The organism is Pseudomonas sp. AC083 (assembly GCF_979253165.1).
In genome coordinates, this window is record NZ_CEEDDH010000006.1 from 82,796 (window position 1) to 108,182 (window position 25,387).

Sequence of the window (25,387 nt, forward strand, 5' to 3'; positions counted from 1 at the left end):
ACTTCGCGTAAGACCGGGCAAAACTAGCACAGCGACAAGGAAATATCCGCCTCTAGCTACCCATTTGGTCAGCTTTATTGCGCTAAATCGGTAAAAAACCGCTTAAGGCCGGGCGCGCGCCCCGGTTTTGCCCTGCAACCCGCGCCAAAACCAGTGGTTGCGGTACACTGAGCGCTTTTTCGGGGGAGCCTGCCCTCCTCCCTTCCAACAGCCGAGAAGCCCATGCCGATCCGTCATTGCATCGTCCACCTGATCGACAAAAAACCCGACGGCACGCCCGCAGTTCTGCACGCCCGTGACTCTGAACTGGCCGAGTCCTCAGCCATCGAAAACATGCTCGCCGACCTCAATGAAAGCTACAACGCCAAACAGGGCAAAGCCTGGGGGTTGTTCCATCCGGAATCCGGCGCATTCCCGTTCAGCGGCTGGCTGAAGGAGTACATGGACGGCGGCCGTGACTTCACCGCGTTCAGTAAAGTGGCGGTCGAGCATCTGCAGAAGCTGATGGAAGAATCCAACCTGTCGGTGGGTGGCCACGTGCTGTTCGCCCACTATCAGCAAGGCATGACTGACTACCTGGCGATCGCCCTGCTGCACCACAGCGAAGGCGTGGCGGTGACCGACGAGCTCGACGTGACGCCTTCGCGCCATCTCGACCTTGGCCAGTTGCATCTGGCAGCGCGGATCAACGTTTCCGAGTGGCAGAACAACAAGCAGTCCAAACAGTACATTTCGTTCATCAAGGGCAAGAATGGCAAGAAGGTCTCGGAGTATTTCCGCGACTTCATCGGTTGCCAGGAAGGCGTCGACGGCCCCGGCGAGACGCGCACACTGCTCAAGGCCTTCAGCGACTTTGTCGAGAGCGAAGACCTGCCGGAAGACTCGGCCCGCGAGAAAACCAAGACTCTGGTCGACTATGCCAGCAGCCAGGCCAAGCTCGGCGAACCGATGGGCCTTGAGGAGCTGTCGGAGCTGATCGACGAAGAACGTCCGAAGGCCTTCTACGACCACATCCGAAACAAGGACTACGGCCTCTCGCCAGAGATCCCGGCAGACAAGCGCACCCTCAATCAATTCCGTCGTTTCACCGGCCGCGCCGAGGGCCTGTCGATCAGCTTCGAAGCGCACCTGCTGGGTTCGAAGATCGAGTACGACGAAGAGAACGGCACTTTGATCATCAAAGGCCTGCCGACTTCGCTGACCGACCAGCTGAAGCGGCGTAACTGATGCTCGGCAATGTGCTGAAAAAAGTCGCCTTGGTGCTGCTGGTGGTCGTGGTCTATCAGAACTGGGGCAAGATCGAGCGATTATTCAATCCCGCGCAGATGGTCTCGCAGCAGACCCGGGCGCAGGCCAGTGTCGTGCTCTATGCCACCGACTGGTGCGGCTACTGCAAACAGACCAAACGCTTTCTCGACAGCAAGGGCATACCGTTCAAGGAGTTCGATATCGAGAAAGATGCTGATGCGCGCAAGGCGTATGAGGCATTGGGTGGACGCGGGATTCCGCTGATCGATGTAAACGGCACGTTGATTCGCGGATTTGATCCAGACGAAATCCTCGCTGCCCTGAAATAATCCACTGTGGGAGCGAGCCTGCTCGCGAAAGCGCTGCATCAGCCAACAACCATGTTGAATGATCCATCGTCTTCGCGAGCAGGCTCGCTCCCACAGGTTTTGCAGCTGACTGGATAAATCAGCGCGCTTCGATACGGAAACCAAAGCGCGGGAAGTGCACATGCACCACGCCGCCACGTTCGTCTTCACGGCGAATGATCAGCTCTTCACTGCCAGCAAACAGCAGCTCGCCCACCACCGGATCAACGCCGTAATCGATAGCGGCAATTGCCACTTGCTGTCCCGTCTTGAAGCCGTTCGGATCAACGAACCGCTCATCCGGCAATGCCGCTGGCGTCGCGTTACGCGCGACCTCCAGTGCCTCGGCGGAAGACATCTCGCTCGCTGCGCCATGGCCGAACCCCAACACTCGACCCAGCCACGCCGCCACCGCCGGATATTCATCCACCAGCGGCGCCGTGACGTGCGTCGCCTTGAGGAACCACAGCGGATGCGCCAGGGCGAAGTCGGCAATCGATGGCTCGCCGAAGAGGAAGTCGCCCTGCTCGCGCTGCAACTGCTGCTCCAGACGCGCCATGATCGTTGGCCACTGATGTTTGGCCTGCTCGGCGGACAGACGCGTGGCGCTGCCACCGCTGAACAAACCGGCGCGGTCGGCCAGGAATGCCTTGATCGCTTCCGGCGGCAATTTGCCGAAACGCACCGCCACCGATTCCGGCTGGAACACCAGGCTCACCGCGTGCTGGAACACCACCGAATCGGCCCACGCCGCAAAACTGGCGCTGGTCATTTCCTGGCCCTCGGGGAAGAACGCCGGCAGGGCTTTTTCCTGCTCCAGGCGTTGAGCGATCAGTGCGGTGTCGCAATAGATGTCAGCACCGATCTGCAACACTGGAGTCTTGCGGTAGCCACCGGTCAACGCCGTCAGATCCGGCTTTGGCATCACCGGGGAAATATGCACCGAACGCCAGGACAGGCCTTTGAAACCCAGCAGCAGGCGGGCCTTCTCGGCAAATGGAGAGGTCGGGTAATGGTGCAGAATCAACTCGGACATGCTCGGCTCCGCCGCTCAGATAGTGAGCCCGCAGCTTAGCGTGCATTGGATTAGCAGCCTACAGATCTGCCTGATGGGAACCAATCAGTCAGATTGATAAGACGCGACGAGGCATTCCTTGGCGCTTTTGCGCAGCTTCTTGATCAGCCGTTCCTGGCGCAAAGCATCGCTTTTGTCGCGGCACAGTTCGGTGTAGACCAGCGCCATCGCCGGGCTGGAGAGAAAGAACCGCGCGCCCTTGCCGCTCTGGTGCTTGGCGAAACGGCGTACGGGGTCGTCGCTGATTCCGCAATACAACGAGCCATTGGCGGCACGCACGAGGTAGACGAACCAGGATTTACTCACTGGTTCGGCAGCATCGACGGATTTTTCGCTAAGGCTGGTCACTTCGGGATCTGAACGTGTAGGAAAACAGGCGGCGATCTTATCAGCGCCCGGCCTGAAATGCCTTCAGTCCCTTGCGCGCCTGGGCGCGGACGGCGTTGCGCACCAGCGGCGTCCAGCCCAGCAGCAGGCCTTTGAAACCGAGCGCCTGGCGCGACCAGCGCCACAGATCGAAGTGGTCGTGGTGCTCACAGATCTTGCCGTCACGGAACACGAAACGCGCCTGGATATCGTTGATGACGATGTTGCCGGTCTGGCTGAACAGGTAGGTCGCGACCCAGTGTGCGCCGCCGCTGCGTTCGTCGGCGCGGACGTTGTCGAAGGTCAGGGAGAAATCCTTGGCGCGGGTAGTCAGCATGCGCCACATGTCGCCGGCATCGCGCCCGCGCAACTCACCGAACGCCGGATCGCTGAAGACCACGTCATCGGTGTAGCAGGCGGCCATGGCTTCGGCGTCGAGGCGCTGAAAAGCTTGGTAGAAGCGGGTGATCAGGGCGCTGTGGGCTTCGCTCAAGGCAGTCTCCAAAAAATAGGTACAGATTGCCAGCACCATAATCTGCCGCGCGCAGAAACACTATCGGCAATACGCAAAACCCTTGTGGGAGCGAGCCTGCTCGCGAAGGCAATTCAACATTCAACATCCATGTTGACTGAAACACCGCTTTCGCGAGCAGGCTCGCTCCCACATTTGCACCCAGTGCATTCAGATCTTTTCGCTTTGCACCTGCACATACAGCGCCCGGCCGGCACCCAGCCCGGCGAGGATTGCACCGGCGCCGATAATGCCGAAAATCCAGCCCAGCGCATTCCAGCCGCCGGTCCAGTCATGCACCACACCCACGGCGAAAGGCCCCATGGACGCCAGGGTGTAGCCAAAACCCTGCGACATGCTCGACAGGTTCGCCGCGACATGGGAATCGCGCGAGCGCAGGACGATCAGGGTCAGGGCCAGACTGAACGTACCGCCCTGCCCGAGGCCGAGCAGAATCGCCCAGCCCCACAGACCTTCGATCGGTGCGTACAGGCAGCCGAACAGGCCGGCCAAGGTCAGCGCCATGACCACGACGATCGCCAGACGCTGATCCTTGCCACGGGTCGCCAGCCACGGCGCGGCCAGCGAACTGGCCAGCTGAATGATCACCGAACCGGACAGCACCAATCCGGCCTGAGTCGGTGTCAGCCCGCGACCGATGAGGATCGACGGCAACCAGCCAAACACGATGTAGGCCAGCGACGATTGCAGGCCCATGTACAAGGTCACCTGCCAGGCCAGCGGATCACGCAGCAACCCGCGCACGCGATAGGCGACGTTGTGTGCGCCATGTTTGGAGCCGACTTGTGGCAGCCAGAACACTGCGGCCACCAATGCCGGAATCACCCAGAAGCCCAGGCCCATCGCCCAGCTGTTGCCGAAGTGTTCACTCAGCGGCACGGTCGAACCCGCCGCCATCGCCGCGCCCAGGCACAGCGCCATGGTGTAGACGCCGGTCATGGTCCCGGCGTGTTTGGCGAAGTCGCGCTTGACGATGCCCGGCAGCAGCACGCCGACGATGCCGATGCTGGCGCCGCCAAGGACGCTGCCGGCGAACAGCCCGATCTCGCCGAAATTGCTGCGCAGGATGATGCCGCCGGCCAGTGTCAGCAGAATCCCCAACACCACCCGCTCAGCACCGAAACGCCGCGCCAGGATCGGCGCCAGCGGTGCGAACAAGCCCAGGCACAGCACCGGCAACGTGGTCAGCAATCCCGCCTGCGCCGCAGTCAGCCCGAGGCTTCTGGAGACCTCGCTGAGCAACGGCGCCATGCTCGACAACGCCGGGCGCAGGTTCAGCGCCACGAGAATCAGCCCGAGCAGCAGCAACCATGGACGTTTCACCAACGGATGGCTTTGCTGCACCTGCTCGTCATCAGCCTCGGCATCGATCAGCAGCTCTTCAAGTTCGGGGGTGCGTTTCGACGCTGTGGATAACTCACTGCGGGACATGGTTTTCTCGGTTTCAAGGTTCATTGATCAACTGCCTCGACAAGGCTTTGGCCCGTTCCGGGTCGCGTTGCTCGACCGCATCGAGCAAGTCGATGTGCAGATCGAACACTTCCTGACGGCGCGGGGAGATATTCAGGGTCTGGCGCAATTGCGCGCCGACGATGCTGGAAAAGTAGCGATACAACTCGCTGAGGGTCGGGTTGTGCGCGGCGTCGACCAGTCGGCGATGGAACACCAGATCGCAGGCGATATAGGTGTCGAGATCGCCGTGGTAATGGCTGCCGCTGGTGCCGAGCGCTTCACGCAGCGCCGCCAGATCCTCATCGGTACGGCGCAACGCGGCCAGGCCGATGGCCTCGACTTCAAGGATGTGCCGGGTCTCCCGGGCCTGCTCCAGCGAACAACGCGATAGCGCTTTAAGTGTGTCGAGCGGGTCGACCAGCGCACGAAGATAACTGCCGTCGCCTTGGCGAATTTCGATCAATCCCGAAAACGCCAAAACACGCATCGCCTCACGCACCGTGTTGCGGCTGATACCCAGCTCGGCGCACAGCTCAGGCTCGGTCGGCAGACGCTCGCCGACCTGCCACGCACCGCTGTTGATGCGCTGACGCAGTTGATCCAAAGCCTGATCGACCAGGGATCGCTTGATCAAAGGGGAAATTTCGGACATGAGCTTCGCCTTTTCATCCAATCATAGGATGAATTTTCCGACATGTTAGTCAGACCCATGTAGGACGGCAACCACCTAGGGTCAATCGGAGACACATGGAGCGGCATTTTCGATTGGTCAAAATTACCCTTTAAGGGTAATTTCAGGGACAGGGTTTTGGCTTCTTATGGAAAAGAACACACCCCATTACGACTTGGCGGTGATCAAGTCTGAAGTGAGGCGACTGGGTCAAAATGCTTTCACCAAAACTTCAGTAAGGTCAGCTGAGAAGCTCGGCTTCAATGTCAGCGAAATGCAGGAAATTGTTTTCGAGCTACAAACCAGGATGTTGTACAAATCGATGACTACTTATGAGGATCATCGAATCTGGCAAGACGTGTATCACATCAATTTACGAGATCAGGAGATTTACATCAAGGTGACATACCGCCCTGGCGGCAGCCCACCGGTGATCTCCTTCAAGGAGAAAAACCCATGAAAACCCAGCAATGTGTCAGCTGCGGTGCACGTGAGGGAATGAGGCATTTTCAGGGGCGTGGCGAAACCCTGAAAGTCAAAGGCATGGAGCGGCGTGTGGATGATCTTTCTGGCTGGGAGTGCCAGAACTGCGGTGAGGTCGAATGGGACGCCGATACCGATAGCGCGGAACGTTATTGCGACGCAGGTGATGAGTTGGTCATCGCTGCCAGGAAAATGATTGGCGACGAGATGAAGCGGATTCGCCGCAAATTGCATCTGACGCAAAAAGAGACGGTGCAACTGCTATCTGGGGGTGGGCATAACGCATTCTCTCGCTACGAGCGCGGCGAAATCTTGCCGCCCAAGGCACTCATACTGCTGATGCGTTTATTGGATCGTTACCCATATTTGCTAACCGATGCAAAGACTCTCGGCGAAGGTGCAGATTTGAGAGGTTTCGAGCACATCGTCCACAAAGAACATGAATCCCTTTCGGTTTCCTGACCCCGAAAAAACAACCCGGCACATGGCCGGGTTGGTTTCACTCATCAACCATCAATGCAAAATCTGACTCAAGAACAACTTCGTCCGATCATTCTGCGGATTGTCGAAGAAATCGTTCGGCGCCGCCTGTTCAACGATTTCGCCCTTGTCCATGAAGATCACGCGGTTGGCCACGGTGCGGGCAAAGCCCATTTCGTGGGTCACGCAAAGCATGGTCATACCGTCTTCGGCCAGACCGATCATGGTGTCGAGAACCTCTTTCACCATTTCCGGATCGAGCGCTGAAGTCGGCTCGTCAAACAGCATGATTTTCGGCTTCATGCACAAGGCGCGGGCGATCGCCACACGCTGTTGCTGGCCGCCGGACAGTTGCCCCGGGTACTTGTGCGCCTGCTCCGGAATGCGTACGCGTTCCAAGTAATGCATGGCGATTTCTTCGGCCTTGCGCTTGGGCATCTTGCGCACCCACATCGGCGCCAGGGTGCAGTTCTGCAGAATGGTCAGATGCGGGAACAGGTTGAAGTGCTGGAACACCATGCCGACTTCGCGGCGGATCGCTTCGATTTGCTTGAGGTCGTTGGTCAGTTCCACGCCATCGACGACGATGCGCCCCTGCTGGTGTTCTTCCAGACGATTGAGGCAACGGATCGTGGTCGATTTACCGGAACCCGACGGGCCGCACAGAACGATGCGCTCGCCCTGTTTGACGTTGAGGTTGATGTCTTTGAGTACGTGAAACTGGCCGTACCACTTGTTCACGCCCTGCATCTGGATAATGCCTTCCGGACCCACAGGCTTTTTGATTGCTTCGCTCATTTACAGAGAACTCCTAACGCTTGTGGCCAGTGTCGAGCTTGCGTTCCAGATGCATGGAATAGCGCGACATACCAAAACAGAAAATCCAGAACACGAGGGCGGCGAACACGTAGCCTTCGGTGGCCATGCCCAGCCATTTCGGGTCGGCGGCGGCTTGCTTGACGCTGTTGAGCAGGTCGAACAGACCGATGATGATCACCAGGCTGGTGTCCTTGAACAGCGCAATGAACGTGTTGACGATGCCCGGGATCACCAGCTTCAGCGCTTGCGGCAGAATCACCAGGCCCATCGAACGCCAGTAACCGAGGCCCATCGCTGCAGCCGCTTCGTACTGCCCTTTGGGAATCGCCTGCAGACCACCGCGCACCACTTCGGCAACGTAGGCCGACTGGAACAGGATCACGCCGATCAGCGCCCGCAGCAGCTTGTCGAAGTTCATGCCTTCGGGCAGGAACAGCGGCAGCATTACCGAGGACATGAACAGCACCGTGATCAACGGCACGCCGCGCCAGAACTCGATGAAAGTCACGCAGACCACACGAATCGCCGGCATGTTCGAACGCCGTCCCAGCGCCAGCACGATGCCCAGCGGCAATGCTCCGGCGATGCCGACGGTGGCGATCACCAGAGTCAGCATCAGGCCGCCCCACTGGCTGGTCGGCACGGTGGTCATTCCGAAACCGCCATGCAACAAGATGAAGGCGATGATCGGGTACAGCACCAGGAAGCTCAGGCCGTACACCGCTTTACGCGGCACGCGCGAGATGAACAGCGGTGCTGCGCCAATGACCGCCAGCCACACGGTCAGGTCGACGCGCCAGCGCAGCTCGGTCGGGTAGTAGCCGTACATGAACTGGCCGAAACGCTGCTGAATGAACACCCAGCAGGCGCCTTCCTTGGTGCAGTCGGCGCGCGTGGTGCCGACCCAGTTGGCATCGACGATCGCCCAGCTGAGGATCGGTGGCACGACCAGGTAGATCAGGTAGAACGCAAACAGCGTCAGCAGGGTGTTGAGCCAGCTGGAGAACATGTTTGCGCGCATCCACGCCACCACGCCGATGCTGCTGTTCGGTGGAGGCATGTCGGGTTTGAAAGTATGAGTACTCATGCGCTTTTCCTTACCGCTCGATCAGCGCAATGCGCTTGTTGTACCAGTTCATCAGCAGGGAAATGCTGATACTGATCGCCAGGTACACGCTCATGGTGATGGCAATCACTTCGATGGCCTGCCCGGTCTGGTTGAGCACGGTGCCAGCGAACAGCGAAACCATTTCCGGGTAACCGATACCGGCGGCCAGCGAGGAGTTCTTCGCCAGGTTCAGGTATTGGCTGGTCAGCGGCGGAATGATCACGCGCAGGGCTTGCGGGATGATCACCTTGCGCAGGGTCGGGCCGTTGCGCAGGCCGAGGGATCGCGCTGCTTCGGTCTGGCCGTGGCTGACCGACTTGATCCCGGAACGCACGATCTCGGCGATGAACGCTGCGGTGTACACGGTGAGCGCCAGGGTCAATGCCAGCAGTTCCGGGATCAGCACCCAGCCACCGACAAAGTTGAAGCCCTTGAGCTCGGGCATTTCCCAGTGCAGCGGAGCGCCGAAGATCAGCGCGCACAGGGTCGGGATCACCAGCGCAATTGCCAGGCCGGTCCAGAACTTGTGGAACGGTACGCCGGTTTCTTCGAAGCGCTTGTTGGCCCAGCGGCACATCAGCACGATGCCGACAATGGCCAGGACGATGCTGATCATGAACGCCCAGAAACCGTCGGCAGCGAGTGCGGCCGGCATGTTCAGGCCACGGCTGCTGACGAAGAAGGTGTCGCCGAAGTTGTGGCTGTTGCGCGGCCCCGGCATGGTCAGGAACACCGCGAAGTACCAGAACAGGATCTGCAGCAGCGGCGGAATGTTGCGGAATACTTCCACATACACCGTCGCCAGTTTGGCGATGATCCAGTTCTGCGACAGCCGCGCCACGCCGACGATGAAACCGAGAATCGTCGCCAGGATCACGCCGATAAAGGTCACCAACAGGGTGTTGAGCAGGCCGATGACAAACACCCGCGCGTAACTGTCCGCTTCGGTGTAGTCGATCAGGGTTTGAGCGATGCCGAATCCGGCACTGCGCTCCAGAAAGCTGAAGCCGGAGGTGATGCCCCGGTGCTGAAGGTTGGTTTGCGTATTGTCGAACAGGTACCAGCCAAGCGAGACCACTGCCACAACGGTGATGATCTGGAATAGCCACGCACGCACTCGTGGATCGCTGAGGCTGAGCCTCTGCTTTGGTGCGCCGATTGAATTTTGCATGAAGTGCCCCGGAAGAAATGGAACAAGAACATCACCCGGCGGTTGGCCCGCCGGGCGATAGAACCATTAGCGCACTGGTGGTGCGTACTGAATGCCGCCGTTGTTCCACAGGGCGTTCAGGCCACGGTCGATTTCCAGCGGAGTGCTCTTGCCGAGGTTTTTCTCGAAGATTTCGCCGTAGTTGCCGACTTGCTTGACGATCTGCACAACCCAGTCTTTCGGCAGTTTCAGGTCTTTGCCGTACTCGCCGTCAGCGCCGAGCATACGGGCCACGTCCGGGTTCTTCGTGGACTTGGCTTCAGCTTCGACGTTCTTCGAAGTGATGCCGGCTTCTTCGGCATTGAGCAGCGCGTAGCCGACCCAACGCACGATGGCCAGCCACTCGTCGTCGCCGTTACGTACGACCGGGCCCAGTGGTTCTTTGGAAATGGTTTCCGGCAACACCACGTAGTCCTTCGGCGAGGCCAGCTTGCTGCGCTGGGCGAACAGCTGGGACTTGTCGGAGGTCAGCACGTCGCAACGACCGGATTCCAGCGACTTGGCGCTTTCATCGGAGGTGTCGAAGGTGATCGGGGTGTATTTCAGACCGTTGCCACGGAAGTAGTCGGAAACGTTCAGTTCGGTGGTGGTACCGGCCTGGATGCAAATGGTCGCGCCGTCGAGCTCTTTGGCACTTTTCACGCCCAGCTTGTTGTTCACCAAAAAGCCGATGCCGTCGTAGTAGGTGATGAAGCCCGGGAATTTCAGGCCCATGCCCGCGTCACGGGAACTGGTCATGGTGGTGTTGCGCGACAGGATGTCGATCTCGCCGGACTGCAGCGCGGTGAAGCGCTCCTTGGCGTTCAACTGGCTGAACTTGACCTTGTTGGCGTCGCCGAAAACGGCTGCCGCCACAGCGCGGCAGACGTCGGCATCGATGCCGAGGATCTTGCCGGTCGCATCCGGTACCGAGAAGCCCGGCAGACCGTCGCTCACGCCACACTGCACGAAACCTTTTTTCTGTACCGCATCCAGGGTTGCACCCGCCTGAGCGAACCCGCTGACGCCGAGTACTGCTGCAGCAGTCACGACCGCCAGAGTGGATTTCAACATCTTCATTCAAACCTCCAGTTTTGCTCTTGTTGTGTCGGAGCTTGAGTCCTGTCGCACCCTTTTGAGGCGTTGTTGACCCGTGTTGGCTTTTTTTGGGGTCAACCGACGTAAGACCTTCGCTATGAGTCTAGTAGGAGAAAATCCACATCATGGATCACTCACTTCTCACCAATCGGCCGAACGGGCTGTAGCCCTTTCACGTTCGCTAAGCCCGTAGCGGCCATTGGCGAACATCCATCACCGGATTCGTTGCTATCCCATCGCGCGACTGACACTGATAGTGTTACCGCCGCGCAACGGATGCTTCGTACGCAAAGCTCCATAGCAAACGCCGTACCACACCGCTTGCGAAAGTGATTGCGCGACACGTCAATAGCTAAACTTGTAACCTTGCGACATCTTGTTAACGGATCAACCGGGCGCGCCCTTCAATCACGCACTGAATGAGAGCGCCCGCACATTTTTGGAGCAGACATGACCGAGCCCTTGATTCTTCAGCCTGTTAAGCCCGCGGATGCCTGCGTGATCTGGCTGCACGGCCTCGGCGCCGACCGCTACGACTTCCTGCCGGTAGCCGAGGCGTTGCAGGAAAGTCTGTTGAGCACGCGCTTTGTGCTGCCGCAGGCACCCACCCGTCCAGTGACGATAAATGGCGGATATGCCATGCCCAGCTGGTATGACATCAAGGCCATGAGCCCGGCCCGGGCGATCGATCGCGACCAACTGGAGGCATCGGCAGAGCGCATCATCGAGCTGATCGAAAACGAGCGCGCCAGCGGAATAGACGCCTCGCGGATTTTCCTCGCAGGATTTTCCCAGGGCGGCGCGGTGGTATTGCATACCGCGTTCCTTAAATGGCAGGGACCGCTGGGCGGGGTGCTGGCGTTGTCGACGTACGCACCGACATTCAGCGACGAACTGGAGTTATCCGCCAGTCAGCAGCGTATTCCGGTGCTGTGTCTGCACGGTCAGTTCGATGGTGTGGTGCAGAACTCGATGGGGCGTACTGCCTATGAGCATTTGGTGAAGCATGGTGTCACCGTGACATGGCAGGAATACCCAATGGAGCACGAAGTGTTACCTGAAGAGATTCGCGACGTCGGCGTCTGGCTGAGCGAACGCCTGCGCTGATTCGCGAGCAATGTCCGCCCATTGATCCCTCCTACTACGCCGCGCCCGATTCTTGCATTACACTGGCCGGCGTACATTCCTTAACCAACTGATGAGATGACCGTGCTCAAAGCACTCAAGAAGATGTTCGGTAAAAGCGAGGCTGAGCAGCTCGCGCCAGTTCCCAGTGCGCCGTCGCACGCCCCCGGTCATCGCACCGATGCCCCGCAGGCCGACCGCCCCGCTCCCGCAGCCGCACCGAAGCCAGAAGAAATACCCGCTGCACCAGCGCCAATTGCCGTAGAGCCTGCACCCAGCGAAGCGCCGAAACCGGCCAGGCCACGTCGCGAACCGAAGCCCAAGGCACCGGTCATTCCATGGAAACTCGAAGACTTCGTCGTCGAGCCGCAGGAAGGCAAAACCCGCTTTCACGATTTCAAGCTTGCTCCGGAACTGATGCACGCCATCCAGGACCTGGGCTTTCCGTACTGCACGCCGATCCAGGCGCAGGTGCTGGGTTTCACCCTCGCCGGCAAAGACGCCATTGGCCGCGCGCAGACCGGCACCGGCAAGACCGCCGCGTTCCTGATCTCGATCATCACCCAGTTGCTGCAGACGCCGCCGCCGAAAGAGCGCTACATGGGCGAGCCGCGCGCGCTGATCATCGCGCCGACCCGCGAACTGGTGGTGCAGATCGCCAAGGACGCCGCTGACCTGACCAAGTACACCGGCCTCAACGTCATGACCTTCGTCGGTGGCATGGACTTCGACAAACAGCTCAAGCACCTCGAAGCACGTCATTGCGACATCCTCGTCGCCACGCCGGGCCGCTTGCTCGACTTCAACCAGCGCGGCGACGTGCATCTGGACATGGTTGAAGTAATGGTCCTGGACGAAGCCGACCGCATGCTCGACATGGGCTTCATCCCGCAGGTACGGCAGATCATTCGCCAGACCCCGCCGAAGTCCGAACGCCAGACTTTGCTGTTCTCCGCGACCTTCACCGAAGACGTGATGAATCTGGCCAAGCAATGGACCACCGACCCGGCCATCGTCGAAATCGAAATCACCAACGTCGCCAACGAGAACGTCGAGCAGCACATCTACGCCGTGGCCGCTGCCGACAAATACAAGCTGCTCTACAACCTGGTCAACGATAACGGTTGGGAGCGGGTCATCGTGTTTGCCAACCGCAAGGACGAGGTACGCCGCATCGAAGAGCGTCTGGTGCGTGACGGCATCAACGCCGCGCAACTCTCCGGTGATGTGCCGCAGCACAAGCGCATCAAAACCCTGGAAGGTTTCCGCGAAGGCAAGATTCGCGTGCTGGTGGCCACCGATGTCGCCGGTCGCGGCATCCACATCGACGGCATCAGCCACGTGATCAACTTCACCCTGCCGGAAGTGCCTGACGACTACGTGCACCGCATCGGCCGTACCGGTCGCGCCGGCGCTGACGGTGTGTCGATCAGCTTTGCCGGCGAGGACGACTCCTACCAGTTGCCGTCCATCGAAGAAAAGCTTGGTCGCAAGATCAGCTGCGAAACCCCACCGACGCATCTGCTGCGCGCGGTTGAGCGCAAGCGTCCGCAGTAAGCCCCGCTATATGAGAAAGCGCAGCCGGAAACGACTGCGCTTTTTTTATGCCCGATGGTTGCTCGCCAGAACTAAAAGTCCATAATGGAAAAATAAGTTTAGTTTCGGAGCGCGAAATGTCCAGTACGCCTTATGTGATCGATCAAGCCCAGGCCCACGAACTGTTGGCGCGTATCGATGTGCCGCAGATCCTGCGCAAGCTGTTCCGCGATCTGGCGGCCGGTAACGCCGTGCAGCCGACGCAGCAATGGGTCGAATTCCCCAAAAGCGCCGGCGACTTCATCAATTATCTGGGCGTGCTGGCCGAGGATGGCGTGTACGGAGTGAAGACTTCGCCATACATCGTTCGTGAGCAGGGTGCGCTGGTGACGGCGTGGACATTGTTGATGTCGATGAAAACCGGCCAGCCGCTGCTGCTCTGTGATGCCGGCGAACTGACCACCGCGCGCACCGCCGCGACCACGGCAGTGGCGGTCGACGCCCTCGCGCCGTTGGACGCCCAGCGACTGGCAATCATCGGCAGCGGCAAGGTAGCTCAGGCGCATCTGCATTATGCCAAGGCGCTGCGCGACTGGCAGAGCATCAGCCTGTATTCGCCATCGCTGCTGGAAGATGTGGAAACACAGACTGTGTTGAAGTCCATCGCGCCGTCACTGAAGATTGCCGACAGCCGCGAGACCGCCATCTCCGATGCTGACGTGATTATGCTCTGCACCTCGTCTGCCGGGCCGGTGATCGATCCGGCGCAACTGCACAAACCGGCGCTGATCACCTCGATCAGCACCAACGCCCCGCGCGCCCATGAAGTACCGCCGCAAAGCCTCAACGACATGCAGGTGTTCTGCGACTATCGTCTGACCACGCCGGGTTCGGCAGGTGAGATGCTGATTGCCGCCGAACAGCATGGCTGGAGCAAGGATTCGATTGTCGGCGACCTCGCCGACTTGCTCAGCGAAAAAGTGCAGCGCCCGGGTTACGACCGTCACGTGTTCTTCCGTTCAATCGGCTTGGGCCTGGAAGACATTGCCCTCGCCAATGCGGTTTATCACTTAACCCACTAACGCCAAAAATCCCCTGTGGGAGCGAGCCTGCTCGCGAATGCGGACTGACATTCACCGAAGATGTCGACTGATACACCGCTTCGCAAGCAGGCTCGCTCCCACAAGGGACTAGCGTACGCCTTGATATTGCGTACCCACTGGAGACCCACATGAGCCACGCAGATTTCATCATCATCGGCGGCGGGATTGCCGGCGCTTCTACCGGGTTCTGGCTGGCGCCGCACGGCAAAGTGATCGTGCTCGAGCGTGAAACCCATCCCGGCTATCACTCCACCGGTCGCTCCGCCGCGCTGTACACCGCCGCTTACGGCACCGCACAGGTCCGCGCACTGACTCAGGCCAGCCGCGCGTTTTTCGACAGTCCTCCGAGCGGCTTCTGCGAACACCCGCTGCTGACCCCACGCGGCGAAATGACCGTCGACTTCATCGGTGATCCCGCCGAACTGAACAACCAATACCTCAGCGCCAAAGCCACCGTGCCGCAGATGCAACTGCTCAGTGCCGACGAAGCCTGCGCGCGCCTGCCGATCCTGCGCCGGGACAAAGTCCACGGCGCGATCTACGACCCATCGGCCTGCGACATCGACACCGACGCGCTGCATCAAGGCTACCTGCGCGGCATTCGGCGCAATCACGGCGAAGTCCGCACCGATTGCGAGGTGCTCGGCTTGAGCCGCGATGCCGATGGCCTGTGGATCGTGCAGACCAACGGCGAGACATTCAGCGCACCGGTGCTCATCAACGCCGCCGGTGCCTGGGCCGACAAGATCGCTGCCCTGGCCGGAGCGCAGCCGCTGGGGCTGCAACCGAAGCGCCGCGCCGCATTTATCTTTGCCGGCCCGGAAGGCGTGGACACTCATCACTGGCCAATGCTGGTCAGCCTCGACGAATCCTTCTACATGAAGCCCGACGCCGGCATGTTCCTCGGCTCGCCGGCCAACGCCGATCCGGTCGAACCGCACGACGTGCAGCCGGAAGAACTCGACATCGCGATGGGCATCTATCAGATCGAAGAGGCCACCACGCTGACCATCCGCCGTCCGACCCGCACCTGGGCCGGTCTGCGCAGTTTCGTTGCCGACGGTGATTTGCTCAGCGGCTTCGATCCGCAGGTGCCGGGGTTGTTCTGGGTCGCCGCGCAGGGTGGTTACGGCATCCAGACGTCGCCAGCGATGGGCCAGGCCAGTGCGGCGCTGGTGCGCGGCGAGCCGTTTCCCGAGCACCTGCATCAATTCGGTCTGGACAGCGCCATGCTCTCCCCGGCCCGACTGGCTTGATCGCATCGACTCGTCGAAAAGATTGCGGCACACTCGCAGCGCCCCGGCACAAGGGGCGCTGACGCTGCCTGGAGTTTCACTGTCATGACTGCCCCCGAATTCGACCCGGCGCTGGATAACTTCCGCGCCATCGCCGACGCCATCGCCACGCTGTTCTTTCCCCATGCCGAGGTGGTGCTGCACGACCTGCGTACGCAGAAGGTCGACTACATCGCCAACAACCTGTCCAAGCGCGAGATCGGCGACGATTCATCGCTGGAAGACATGCTCAGCGAGGATGTCAGCGACAGGAACATCGGCCCGTACGAAAAGCTCAACTGGGACGGTCAGAAAATTCGTAGCCTGAGCACCGTGCTGCGCGACAGCGAAAGCCGTCCGCTGGCGGTGCTGTGCATCAACCTGAATATTTCCCTGTTCGAGAACGCCAAGGCGGCGCTGGATCTGTTTCTCTCGCCGAGCAAACTGATTCCGCAGCCGGACTCGCTGTTCCGTGATGACTGGCAGGAGCGCATCAACACCTTCCTCCACGCCTGGTTGCGCGAGCGGCAGTTGAGCCTGAACCTGCTGACCCGCGATCACAAACGCGAACTGGTGCTGGCGCTGCACGCCGAAGGCGCGTTCAAGGGCAAGAGCGCCTCGAACTACGTGGCCAATGTGCTGAACATGGGGCGGGCGACGGTGTACAAGCATTTGAAAGAATTGAAGGGCTGAAGATTTGCATCGCCAGCGCTGGCCTCTTCGCGAGCAGGCTCGCTCCCACATTTGGAATGCGTTACCCCTGTGGGAGCGAGCCTGCTCGCGAAGGCGCTTGATCAATCGCCGTAGATATCGGTCTTGAAATACTTCTCGGAAATCTTCTGATATTCGCCATTCGCGCGAATCCCGTCGATGGCGCTGTTCAACTGGCTGACCAGTTCACCGTTGCCCTTGCGCACGGCAATCCCCGCGCCCTCGCCGACGTACTTCGGATCCTTCAGCTCCGGCCCGACAAACGCGTAACCCTTGCCGCGCGGCATCGACAGGAAGTCATTGAGCGGAATGGTGTCGGCAAAAATCGCATCAAGGCGCCCCGCCGCCAGGTCCATGTAGATTTCTTCGTTGTTGCTGTAGCGTTTGACGTTGATGCCCTTGGGTTCGAACACCTCGGTGGCGTAACGATCAGTGGTGGTCGCGCGCTGCACGCCGACGTTCTTGCCTTTGAGGCTGGCGTACTGATCATCCACCGTAGCGCCTTCCTTCATCACCAGACGCGAAGAAGTAAAGTAGTACTTGTGGCTGAAATCCACCGACTTCTTGCGATCTTCATTGATGGTCATCGACGACAGCGCCATGTCGATCTTCTTCACTTTCAGCGAAGGAATCAGCCCGTCGAACTCACCTTCAACCCACACGCACTTGACCTTCATCTGCGCACACAGGGCGTTGCCGATGTCGTAGTCGAAACCGACGATTTCACCTTTATCGGTTTTCGAAGCGAACGGCGGATAGGCCGCTTCGATACCGATGCGCAAGGTTTTCTCGGCGGCAAAGGTGCTGGCACAGGCCAGCAGACTGAAGGCAAGGCCGGTGATGAGGGGGAGTTTCTTCATGTTCGTTCTCTCGCGGGTTGTTGTTGGTTTGGCGAAGAAGAGCAGCTACAAGCGGCAAGCTGATAGCTGCAAGACAGAAGCTTTTTTTGTACTTGGAAATCCATACTGGACTCTCAGGTACAAATCGTCAATCCGGCAGAGCGGTAGGAATTTTTGGTGTTTCAGAAGGCCCCTTCGCGAGCAGGCTCGCTCCCACAGGGGAACGCATTTCAAATGTGGGAGCGAGCTTGCTCGCGAAGGCGTACTGAGGGGCGCTACAGGAATTACTTTTTCCAGCGATCAGCGGCGGCATGATCACTGTCACGCCCTTCGACCCAACGTGGTCCATCGCTGGTGTTTTCTTTCTTCCAGAACGGCGCGCGGGTTTTCAGGTAGTCCATGACGAAGGCGCAGGCATCGAACGCGGCCTGGCGGTGGGCGCTGGCGGCGCCGACGAAGACGATCGGTTCGCCCGGTTCCAGCGCGCCGATGCGGTGCAGCACTTCCAGTTTCAACAGCGGCCAGCGCTGCTCAGCTTCGACAGCGATCTTGCCGAGGGCCTTTTCGGTCATGCCCGGATAGTGCTCGAGGAACATCCCGGCCACGTCGAGACCGTCGTTGAAATCGCGCACGTAACCGACAAAGCTCACCACCGCGCCAACGCCGACGTTGGCCGCGTGCATCGCATTGACTTCAGCGCCCGGATCGAACGGCGTGGCCTGCACGCGAATCGCCATGCTCAGCCTCCGGTCACGGTGGGGAAAAACGCCACTTCGTCGCCATCGACCACCGGCTCGTCGAGCTGGCAGAGGTCTTCGTTACGTGCGCACATCAGGTTCTGCTCGCTCAGCACCTCGGCGCCATCACGTTGCGCGAGCAGTGCGCGTACGTCATCGACGGTGGCGAAATCACCTTCAACCTCTACCGAATCCACGCCAAGCGCTTCACGGTAACGGGCAAAAAACTTCACGGTCAGGTTCATGGCTGCTCCGCCTGGAAGTGGCCGCTCTTGCCGCCGACTTTCTCCAGCAGACGCACGCTCTCGATGGTCATGCCACGATCCACGGCTTTGCACATGTCGTAAATGGTCAGGGCGGCGACGCTGGCGGCGGTCAGCGCTTCCATCTCGACACCGGTCTGCCCGGACAGCTTGCAGCGGGCGACGATGCGCACGCTGTCATCACCCTCGGCGCTGAGCTCGACTTTGACGCCGGTGAGCATCAGCGGGTGGCACAGGGGAATCAGATCGCTGGTTTTCTTCGCCGCCTGAATCCCGGCAATGCGCGCAACGGCGAACACATCGCCCTTGGGGTGGCCGCCGCTGACGATCATCTGCAGGGTTTCAGGGAGCATGCGCACCAGCGCTTGAGCGGTCGCTTCACGGAACGTCACGGCTTTTTCAGTGACGTCGACCATGTTGGCGCGACCTTGGGAATCGAGATGAGTCAGCACGAGGGCCTCCTTGAGGCAGCTGCGAGCGGCAAGCTACAAGCGGCAAGTTAAAGCGCGGTAGGCAGGCGTCAGGAAAGCTCGCATTTAAACAGCCGAAAGCCGCAAGCTTCAAGCGGCAAGTGAATTTCACTCGGACCACTTGTAGCTTGCGGCTTGAAGCTTGTAGCTGCTCCTCTTAGAGATGCGATTCGGCGTATTCGGCCAGGATCGAGCGAGGCACCCCTTGCAGGGTGATGTGCACACCGTTGGGGAAGTCCTTGAAGCGTTCGGTCAGGTAGGTCAGCCCGGAGCTGGTCGCGGACAGGTAAGGGGTGTCGATCTGCGCCAGGTTGCCCAGGCACACCACTTTGGAACCGGCGCCGGCACGGGTGATGATGGTTTTCATCTGGTGCGGCGTGAGGTTCTGGCATTCGTCGATCAGGATCAGGCTTTGCTGGAAGCTGCGACCGCGAATGTAGTTGAGCGATTTGAACTGCAACGGCACTTTGCTGAGGATGTAGTCGACGCTGCCATGGGTGTTTTCGTCATCCATGTGCAAGGCTTCGAGGTTGTCGGTGATGGCGCCCAGCCAAGGCTCCATTTTCTCCGCTTCGGTGCCGGGCAGGAAACCGATTTCCTGGTCCAGGCCCTGCACGCTGCGGGTGGCGATGATGCGGCGATAACGTTTGCTGACCATGGTCTGCTCGATCGCAGCGGCCAGCGCCAGAATGGTTTTACCGGAACCGGCGGCGCCGGACAGGTTGACCAGATGAATGTCCGGGTCAAGCAACGCATACAGCGCCAGACTCTGATAGATGTCGCGCGGCTTCAGGCCCCAGGCCTCCTGATGCAGCAGCGGTTCCTGGTGCAGGTCGAGGATCAGCAGGCGGTCTTCCTGGATTTCCTTGATCCAGCCGACAAAGCCCTGCTCGTCGATGATGAACTCGTTGATGTGCACGGCCGGCAGGTTGTCGATCAGTTGCACCTGATGCCAGGTGCGGCCGTGGTCCTGACGGGTTTCGACCTTGCTCACGCGGTCCCAGAAGGAGCCGGTCATGTTGTGGTAGCCGTTGGGCAGCAGGGACACGTCATCGACCAACTGGTCGGTGCTGTAGTCCTCGGCATCGATGCCACAGGCGCGCGCCTTGAGGCGCATGTTGATGTCTTTGGTGACCAGCACCACCGGTTTCTGCGGATCGCGGGTGTGCAGATCAATCAGTTGGTTGATGATTTTGTTGTCGTTCAGGTGCTCGGGCAGAATCAGGTTCGACTCGGCCTGCTTGCTCATCAGAATTGACAGCAAGCCTTTCGGGCCGCCCTTGCCGCGCTGGATCGGCACACCGAGTTCGACGTCCTCGGGGGACGCATCGCCCAGGGTCTTGTCGATCAGACGGATCGCCTGACGGCATTCGGCGGCCACGCTGTGATGGCCGCTCTTGAGCTTGTCCAGCTCTTCCAGCACGGTCATCGGGATGGCGACGTGGTGTTCTTCGAAATTCAGCAGGGCATTTGGATCGTGAATCAATACGTTGGTATCGAGTACATACAGGATTGGCTGGTTGGAGGAAGGGCTGCGTCCGTGATCATCCATACTCGGTCACCTTTGTGGGAGCCATTCGACGCAATACCGTGACAGTGCTGCGCCTCGAGGTGACTGCCGAATTCATCCACGAGGGCCTGGATGAACTGCACACAATAGGAGTCTGGGAAGACGCCACCTGTGTTGCAGGTTTCGGCGGTCTGTCTTCGTAATACTCCAAAACCGATGACATAAAAAAGCACTTTGACGGTTTTTTTAAGTTTATTTTGCAGAGTGACGAAAAGCCCTTGGCGGACTCCCCGTACCCCGCTAAAGTCGGAAGTCCGCCTGCATCGAATTCCTCCTGAAAATTACCCCAAGCCCAATGTTTCCGGGCTTTTTGTCGTTTCTCAACGAAACGCGTCCTGACAGTCTTCCCAACCGATGCCGCTCTGCGCAGTCTGGGTGATCAGCCACGGTAAGGACGTCTTCACCGCATCCTGTTTCATGTTGAAATTGATCACCCCATGCCGCCACAGCAGCATCAGGGTCAACACTCGCTGCGCGCTCGCCGGGCCCTTGAGTTTGCCGGCACCGTCCTGGGCATCGATGTCCCACAGCGCCACTTGCAGGCCCTGGCTATTGAAGAAACCTTGTGCGTCAGTGCGGCGCTGGCCATCCGGTGGACGGAACAGCGGCACGTAGTTTTCCGGCAGTTTGTTTTTCACCAGGTCGGCGCTGCGCCGTACCGAATCCTGCCAGTCCTGCCAATGGCTATGGGAGCGGAACTCCCAGCCCTGCACGCCCACGCACTGCCGGGAGAAACTCGCTTGCAGGCTGCTGACCGAACGGCCGGCGAGTCGTGCCTGAATATCCTTGCCCAGAACAAAGAACGTTCCGCTCAGATTGGACTTGCGCAGGTATTCGGTCAGCCAGTCGGTGTTGTCCGGTTGCGCGTTGGCGGCGCTGTCGAAAGTCAGCAGAAACAGCCGGTCGTGCATGTCGTCGCCGTTGCGCTCGTAGTCGCCGAAACGATCGAATTCGTTACTGGTTTGCGGTGACAGCGCGGCCTTGCGCATCAGCTCGTCGAGGTATTGCAAATGGAAGATCCGGCTCGGCTCGGCCCACTTGGTGTAATAGCTGTCGTCGCTGACGACGAACTTGGCCGCCTGCTCGCGCAGCGTCGGCAGGTCTTCGACGAGGAAGCAGAACGAGGCGTCCTGATCGCAGCTTTGCTGGGCGTGGTTGTAGTTGGCGAGCAAGCGCTGCCAGAGACGCTGGCGCAGCTGATTGACCGCATCGATATTGACCGTGCGCAGGCCCAGGCGCTGGGCCAGTGCCGCCTCGTCGATGGACTCGGTGCCGAGCAGGCCGCGAGCGAACATGAGGATTTCCGCCCGCGACGCGACGTCGAACAGGGTCGGATTGCTGAGCTGCTCCGGCCAGGTCGTGCGATCCAGCGTCGCCGCATCGCCGGGCGCCGCCATGGCGCCGAAGCTCAAAAGCCACGTGGTGAATAAAAGAACAATGCGCAAAGGGATGTCTCCATAACAAAACCCGCGCGGCACTATAGCTGATCCTGTCCTATACCCCCTCAGCCACGGATGATCGTTCCCACGCTCTGCGTGGTAACGCCTCCCCGGACGCTCCGCGTCCGACGACTGTGACGCAGAGCGTCACGGGCTGCATTCCCACGCGGAGCGTGGGAACGATCATGTAAATCCGCATTCGCGAGCAGGCTCGCTCCCACAAAGGGTCTGAGTTAAGCCGTCGATCACCTATGGGCTTGATAGCTGGAGTCAACAAGGACAACCCCCTAGAATCGCCCCCACGATTAAAGGAGACGACTTCATGCTGATGGTGATTTCCCCCGCCAAGACCCTCGACTACGAAACACCGCCGGCGACCCAGCGCTTTACCCAGCCGCAGTACCTCGACCATTCCCAGGAACTGATCCAGCAGCTGCGCGAGCTGAGCCCGGCGCAGATCAGCGAGTTGATGCACGTGTCCGACAAGATCGGTGGCCTCAACGCCGCGCGTTTCGGCAGTTGGACACCCGCCTTCACCCCAGAGAACGCCAAGCAGGCGCTGCTCGCATTCAAGGGTGATGTGTACACCGGCCTCGACGCGCAATCCTTCAGCGAGGCGCAATTCGATTACGCGCAAAAACACCTGCGCATGCTCTCCGGCCTATATGGCCTGCTGCGGCCTCTGGACCTGATGCAACCCTATCGCTTGGAAATGGGCACCAAACTGGCCAACGCCCGTGGCAAGGATCTGTATGCGTTCTGGGGCACGCGCATCAGCGAGTGGCTGAACGAAGCGCTGGCCGAGCAAGGCGATGACGTACTGCTCAACCTTGCATCCAACGAATACTTTTGCGCGGTCAAGCGCAGCGCGTTGAAGGCGCGGATCATCAACACCGAGTTCAAGGATCAGAAGAACGGCCAGTACAAGATCATCAGTTTCTACGCGAAAAAAGCGCGCGGCCTGATGAGCCGTTTTGTGATTGAGGAACGCATCAACGACCCGGCTCAGCTCAAGCGATTTGATGTGCAGGGTTATCGCTACAGCGCCGAGCAATCGAAACCCGACAATCTGGTGTTTTTGCGCGATCACGCCCCGGAATAAAGCATGCCCTTTGCACGACTCTTTTCTTCGGGAGTCGTGCAGTCCGCCCGAAGTCAAAATCCCCCCGCGAGATATCGCCAAATTCATGGCGCCAATAAAACCACACTCTATTTTCTAATTTTAGTTTCACTCGACACTGAAGTTTTTTTTCAGTAGTGGCACCTAAATTTTTTACCCGTAGTGGCACAAAACTATCGGCCCCGGTTTCGCCCCGATAACTAAAGGGCGAAATCGTTAGTGCTATCAATTTGCACCCAGTGCCATCTTCATCAATATTTCAAAAAATTTCGACTGGCACGATGAGCGGGCTGGAACTATGTCCAAATGCGTTGCTCATACCACCGGTAACGATTCTCGCCGAGTTTGTACGAGATAACTTACGCAGAGCTGATAGCCATGTAACCAAGTTGTCACAGCAACTTGCCTGAGTGACTAACTAGTCTCAAAACAATCGAAGGACAGGAGATACGCACCATTAATATCCCCTACAAAGGCCAAGGCCGCGCCCCTATAAACGTGCTCGCCTGAGCACCTAACTGCTTGATTTACCGGCTCCCTACCGGACGTCGAGCAGGCTACACGACTGCACTAGAGTCTTCCCGCACGGAAGATCGGCTGCATAACAGGGCAAGTCATAACAACAAGGCCTAGTTGCGCACATCTTGAGTGCACTTATTAGACACTCGGAACTTTGTATGCCTGCACACGGCATTGTGGCGCCTGTAAGCCGCACTTCCGAGTGCACTAGTGACCGCTGAACACCATTAACTCCGGCCTTCTAAGGCCTGATATATACAGAGGTAATTGCGATGCGCATCAGCATATTTGGTTTGGGTTACGTTGGCGCAGTATGTGCCGGTTGCCTGTCTGCACGGGGCCATGACGTAGTTGGCGTCGATGTTGCCAAAGACAAGATCGACATGATTAACGCCGGCAAATCGCCGATTGTAGAACCGGGCTTGGGCGAACTGCTGCAACAGGGAGTCCAGACCGCTCGTCTGCGCGGTACGACCAACTTCGCCGAGGCGATTCGTGATACCGACCTGTCGATGATCTGCGTCGGCACGCCGAGCAAAAAGAACGGCGACCTGGAACTGAACTACATCGAGGCTGTGTGCCGCGAGATCGGTTTTGTCCTGCGTGAAAAAACCACCCGTCACACCATCGTCGTGCGCAGCACCGTGTTGCCAGGCACCGTGGCCAACGTGGTCATCCCGATTCTGGAAGACTGCTCGGGCAAGAAGGCTGGCGTCGATTTTGGCGTTGCGGTCAACCCTGAATTCCTCCGCGAATCCACCGCCATCGCTGACTATGATCACCCGCCAATGACTGTCATCGGCGAGTTCGACACCGCGTCGGGCGACGTTCTGCAATCGCTGTACGAAGAACTCGACGCACCGATCATCCGCAAGGACATCGCCGTTGCCGAGATGATCAAGTACACCTGCAACGTCTGGCACGCGACCAAAGTGACCTTCGCCAACGAGATCGGCAACATCGCCAAAGCGGTCGGCGTCGATGGTCGTGAAGTGATGGACGTGGTCTGCCAGGACAAGACCCTGAACCTGTCCCAGTACTACATGCGCCCGGGCTTCGCGTTCGGCGGCTCGTGCCTGCCGAAAGACGTGCGCGCGCTGACCTACCGCGCCGGTTCCCTGGACGTCGAAGCGCCGCTGCTCAACTCGCTGATGCGCAGTAACGAGTCGCAAGTGCAAAACGCCTTCGATATCGTCGAAAGCCATGAAAAACGCAAAGTCGCCCTGCTCGGTCTGAGCTTCAAGGCCGGCACCGACGACCTGCGCGAAAGCCCGCTGGTCGAACTGGCGGAAATGCTGATCGGCAAGGGTTACGACCTGAGCATCTACGACAGCAACGTCGAATACGCCCGTGTCCACGGTGCGAACAAGGACTACATCGAATCGAAGATTCCGCACGTATCGTCCCTGCTCAACTCCGACTTCGACTCGGTGATCGACAACTCCGACGTGATCATCCTCGGCAACCGCGACGAGAAGTTCCGTTCGCTGGCCCAGGAAGCGCCGCAGGGCAAGCAAGTCATCGACCTGGTGGGCTTCATGTCCAAGTCCACCAGCGCCGGTAGCCGCACCGAAGGGATCTGCTGGTAAGCAGACATTGCGCGGCACCGCATACCGCGTCGCCGCGCACTGACTGTGTGAACCCGTGGTAGGAGCTGACGAGTGAAAACGAGGCTGCGATCTTTACCGGGCTCACTTGAGTCGTGAGTGAACACCCAGAAGATCAAAAGATCGCAGCCTTCGGCAGCTCCTACAGTGGGCCATTGATGAGCCTGCCTTAACCCCATCGGGCCCAGCCCGAGATAGAGACGGATG

26 protein-coding genes are annotated in these 25,387 nt (G+C 59.4%); 11 read left to right on the forward strand and 15 right to left on the reverse strand.

Translation table 11 applies throughout. From position 1 onward, the window contains the following. The first annotated feature begins 222 nt into the window (after window positions 1-222). Together yejK and AC0IXA_RS11850 are read left to right on the forward strand one after the other, a co-directional pair. Entirely contained in the window at window positions 223-1,227 is a 1,005-nt protein-coding gene (gene yejK / locus AC0IXA_RS11845; RefSeq protein ID WP_341639147.1) for a nucleoid-associated protein YejK, read from the forward strand. Then, window positions 1,227-1,577: a glutaredoxin family protein gene (locus tag AC0IXA_RS11850; protein WP_471813151.1), complete on the forward strand. Its 351-nt coding sequence runs from the start codon at window positions 1,227-1,229 to the stop codon at window positions 1,575-1,577. The genes yejK and AC0IXA_RS11850 overlap by 1 nt, the downstream gene beginning before the upstream one ends. 118 nt (window positions 1,578-1,695) lie before the next feature. Here the strand turns inward: AC0IXA_RS11850 and AC0IXA_RS11855 are convergent, their stop codons facing one another. The 5 genes from AC0IXA_RS11855 to AC0IXA_RS11875 form a co-directional block, all read right to left on the reverse strand. Further along, a complete protein-coding gene (locus AC0IXA_RS11855; protein ID WP_471813153.1) occupies window positions 1,696-2,631 on the reverse strand; it encodes a glutathione S-transferase family protein in 936 nt (311 codons plus the stop codon). 84 nt (window positions 2,632-2,715) lie between these two features. Beyond that, window positions 2,716-3,018 (reverse strand): GIY-YIG nuclease family protein, encoded by a 303-nt coding sequence (locus AC0IXA_RS11860; protein WP_123595001.1) that lies wholly within the window; start codon window positions 3,016-3,018, stop codon window positions 2,716-2,718. A 40-nt stretch (window positions 3,019-3,058) separates the two neighbouring features. Then, window positions 3,059-3,529 (reverse strand): nuclear transport factor 2 family protein, encoded by a 471-nt coding sequence (locus AC0IXA_RS11865; protein WP_071174467.1) that lies wholly within the window; start codon window positions 3,527-3,529, stop codon window positions 3,059-3,061. Window positions 3,530-3,718: 189 nt separating this feature from the next. Next, window positions 3,719-5,023 carry a CynX/NimT family MFS transporter gene (locus AC0IXA_RS11870; RefSeq protein WP_024011695.1) on the reverse strand — a complete coding sequence of 435 codons (1,305 nt, stop codon included), beginning with the start codon at window positions 5,021-5,023 and terminating at the stop codon, window positions 3,719-3,721. After that, entirely contained in the window at window positions 5,013-5,672 is a 660-nt protein-coding gene (locus AC0IXA_RS11875) for a FadR/GntR family transcriptional regulator (protein WP_071174465.1), read from the reverse strand. The genes AC0IXA_RS11870 and AC0IXA_RS11875 overlap by 11 nt, the downstream gene beginning before the upstream one ends. 166 nt (window positions 5,673-5,838) lie before the next feature. On the opposite strand from AC0IXA_RS11875, the gene AC0IXA_RS11880 reads away from it, so the two are divergent. Continuing rightward, entirely contained in the window at window positions 5,839-6,150 is a 312-nt protein-coding gene (locus tag AC0IXA_RS11880) for a type II toxin-antitoxin system MqsR family toxin (protein ID WP_471813156.1), read from the forward strand. After that, window positions 6,147-6,635 carry a type II toxin-antitoxin system MqsA family antitoxin gene (locus AC0IXA_RS11885; protein WP_122601891.1) on the forward strand — a complete coding sequence of 163 codons (489 nt, stop codon included), beginning with the start codon at window positions 6,147-6,149 and terminating at the stop codon, window positions 6,633-6,635. The genes AC0IXA_RS11880 and AC0IXA_RS11885 overlap by 4 nt, the downstream gene beginning before the upstream one ends. Window positions 6,636-6,686: 51 nt before the next feature. On the opposite strand, the gene AC0IXA_RS11890 is transcribed toward AC0IXA_RS11885, so the two are convergent. The 4 genes from AC0IXA_RS11890 to AC0IXA_RS11905 all read right to left on the reverse strand — a co-directional run bounded on the left by AC0IXA_RS11890 (window position 6,687) and on the right by AC0IXA_RS11905 (window position 10,849). After that, entirely contained in the window at window positions 6,687-7,451 is a 765-nt protein-coding gene (locus tag AC0IXA_RS11890) for an amino acid ABC transporter ATP-binding protein (protein WP_016771581.1), read from the reverse strand. 13 nt (window positions 7,452-7,464) lie between these two features. Continuing rightward, window positions 7,465-8,559, reverse strand: a complete 1,095-nt coding sequence (locus AC0IXA_RS11895; protein WP_110600243.1) for an amino acid ABC transporter permease — start codon at window positions 8,557-8,559, stop codon at window positions 7,465-7,467. A 10-nt stretch (window positions 8,560-8,569) separates the two neighbouring features. After that, complete coding sequence (locus tag AC0IXA_RS11900) at window positions 8,570-9,751, reverse strand: amino acid ABC transporter permease (protein WP_341639144.1); 1,182 nt, start codon at window positions 9,749-9,751, stop codon at window positions 8,570-8,572. A gap of 66 nt (window positions 9,752-9,817) precedes the next feature. After that, window positions 9,818-10,849, reverse strand: a complete 1,032-nt coding sequence (locus AC0IXA_RS11905) for an amino acid ABC transporter substrate-binding protein (RefSeq protein WP_016771583.1) — start codon at window positions 10,847-10,849, stop codon at window positions 9,818-9,820. A 468-nt stretch (window positions 10,850-11,317) separates the two neighbouring features. Between AC0IXA_RS11905 and AC0IXA_RS11910 the strand changes: the two genes are divergently transcribed. The 5 genes from AC0IXA_RS11910 (at window position 11,318) to AC0IXA_RS11930 (ending at window position 16,598) form a co-directional block, all read left to right on the forward strand. Continuing rightward, window positions 11,318-11,974, forward strand: coding sequence for an alpha/beta hydrolase (locus tag AC0IXA_RS11910; protein ID WP_110600245.1), 657 nt, complete (start codon window positions 11,318-11,320; stop codon window positions 11,972-11,974). Window positions 11,975-12,070: 96 nt separating this feature from the next. After that, window positions 12,071-13,549, forward strand: a complete 1,479-nt coding sequence (gene rhlB / locus AC0IXA_RS11915; RefSeq protein ID WP_016771585.1) for an ATP-dependent RNA helicase RhlB — start codon at window positions 12,071-12,073, stop codon at window positions 13,547-13,549. A gap of 116 nt (window positions 13,550-13,665) precedes the next feature. Further along, a complete protein-coding gene (locus tag AC0IXA_RS11920) occupies window positions 13,666-14,610 on the forward strand; it encodes an ornithine cyclodeaminase family protein (RefSeq protein WP_471813159.1) in 945 nt (314 codons plus the stop codon). Window positions 14,611-14,759: 149 nt separating this feature from the next. Beyond that, a complete protein-coding gene (locus tag AC0IXA_RS11925; RefSeq protein WP_471813161.1) occupies window positions 14,760-15,887 on the forward strand; it encodes an NAD(P)/FAD-dependent oxidoreductase in 1,128 nt (375 codons plus the stop codon). Window positions 15,888-15,971: 84 nt separating this feature from the next. Further along, the gene (locus AC0IXA_RS11930) at window positions 15,972-16,598 is read left to right on the forward strand and encodes a helix-turn-helix transcriptional regulator (protein WP_016771588.1); all 627 of its coding nucleotides are present in this window, start codon (window positions 15,972-15,974) and stop codon (window positions 16,596-16,598) included. 101 nt (window positions 16,599-16,699) lie between these two features. On the opposite strand, the gene AC0IXA_RS11935 is transcribed toward AC0IXA_RS11930, so the two are convergent. The 6 genes from AC0IXA_RS11935 to AC0IXA_RS11960 form a co-directional block, all read right to left on the reverse strand. Then, window positions 16,700-17,476: an ABC transporter substrate-binding protein gene (locus tag AC0IXA_RS11935; RefSeq protein WP_110646409.1), complete on the reverse strand. Its 777-nt coding sequence runs from the start codon at window positions 17,474-17,476 to the stop codon at window positions 16,700-16,702. Window positions 17,477-17,739: 263 nt separating this feature from the next. Beyond that, on the reverse strand, window positions 17,740-18,192 hold the full coding sequence (gene moaE, locus AC0IXA_RS11940) for a molybdopterin synthase catalytic subunit MoaE (protein ID WP_016771590.1): 453 nt from the start codon (window positions 18,190-18,192) through the stop codon (window positions 17,740-17,742). Window positions 18,193-18,194: 2 nt separating this feature from the next. Beyond that, the gene (moaD, locus tag AC0IXA_RS11945; RefSeq protein ID WP_471813163.1) at window positions 18,195-18,437 is read right to left on the reverse strand and encodes a molybdopterin converting factor subunit 1; all 243 of its coding nucleotides are present in this window, start codon (window positions 18,435-18,437) and stop codon (window positions 18,195-18,197) included. Beyond that, entirely contained in the window at window positions 18,434-18,907 is a 474-nt protein-coding gene (moaC, locus tag AC0IXA_RS11950) for a cyclic pyranopterin monophosphate synthase MoaC (protein WP_007972660.1), read from the reverse strand. Before moaC ends, moaD begins: the two co-directional genes overlap by 4 nt. A 175-nt stretch (window positions 18,908-19,082) precedes the next feature. After that, window positions 19,083-20,477, reverse strand: a complete 1,395-nt coding sequence (locus tag AC0IXA_RS11955) for a PhoH family protein (protein ID WP_024011685.1) — start codon at window positions 20,475-20,477, stop codon at window positions 19,083-19,085. A gap of 338 nt (window positions 20,478-20,815) precedes the next feature. Next, complete coding sequence (locus tag AC0IXA_RS11960; RefSeq protein WP_471813281.1) at window positions 20,816-21,892, reverse strand: polysaccharide deacetylase family protein; 1,077 nt, start codon at window positions 21,890-21,892, stop codon at window positions 20,816-20,818. Window positions 21,893-22,256: 364 nt separating this feature from the next. On the opposite strand from AC0IXA_RS11960, the gene yaaA reads away from it, so the two are divergent. Together yaaA and AC0IXA_RS11970 are read left to right on the forward strand one after the other, a co-directional pair. Beyond that, window positions 22,257-23,036 (forward strand): peroxide stress protein YaaA, encoded by a 780-nt coding sequence (gene yaaA, locus AC0IXA_RS11965; protein WP_471813165.1) that lies wholly within the window; start codon window positions 22,257-22,259, stop codon window positions 23,034-23,036. An 809-nt stretch (window positions 23,037-23,845) separates the two neighbouring features. Beyond that, window positions 23,846-25,162 (forward strand): nucleotide sugar dehydrogenase, encoded by a 1,317-nt coding sequence (locus tag AC0IXA_RS11970; RefSeq protein ID WP_341639135.1) that lies wholly within the window; start codon window positions 23,846-23,848, stop codon window positions 25,160-25,162. Window positions 25,163-25,387 lie beyond the last annotated feature (225 nt).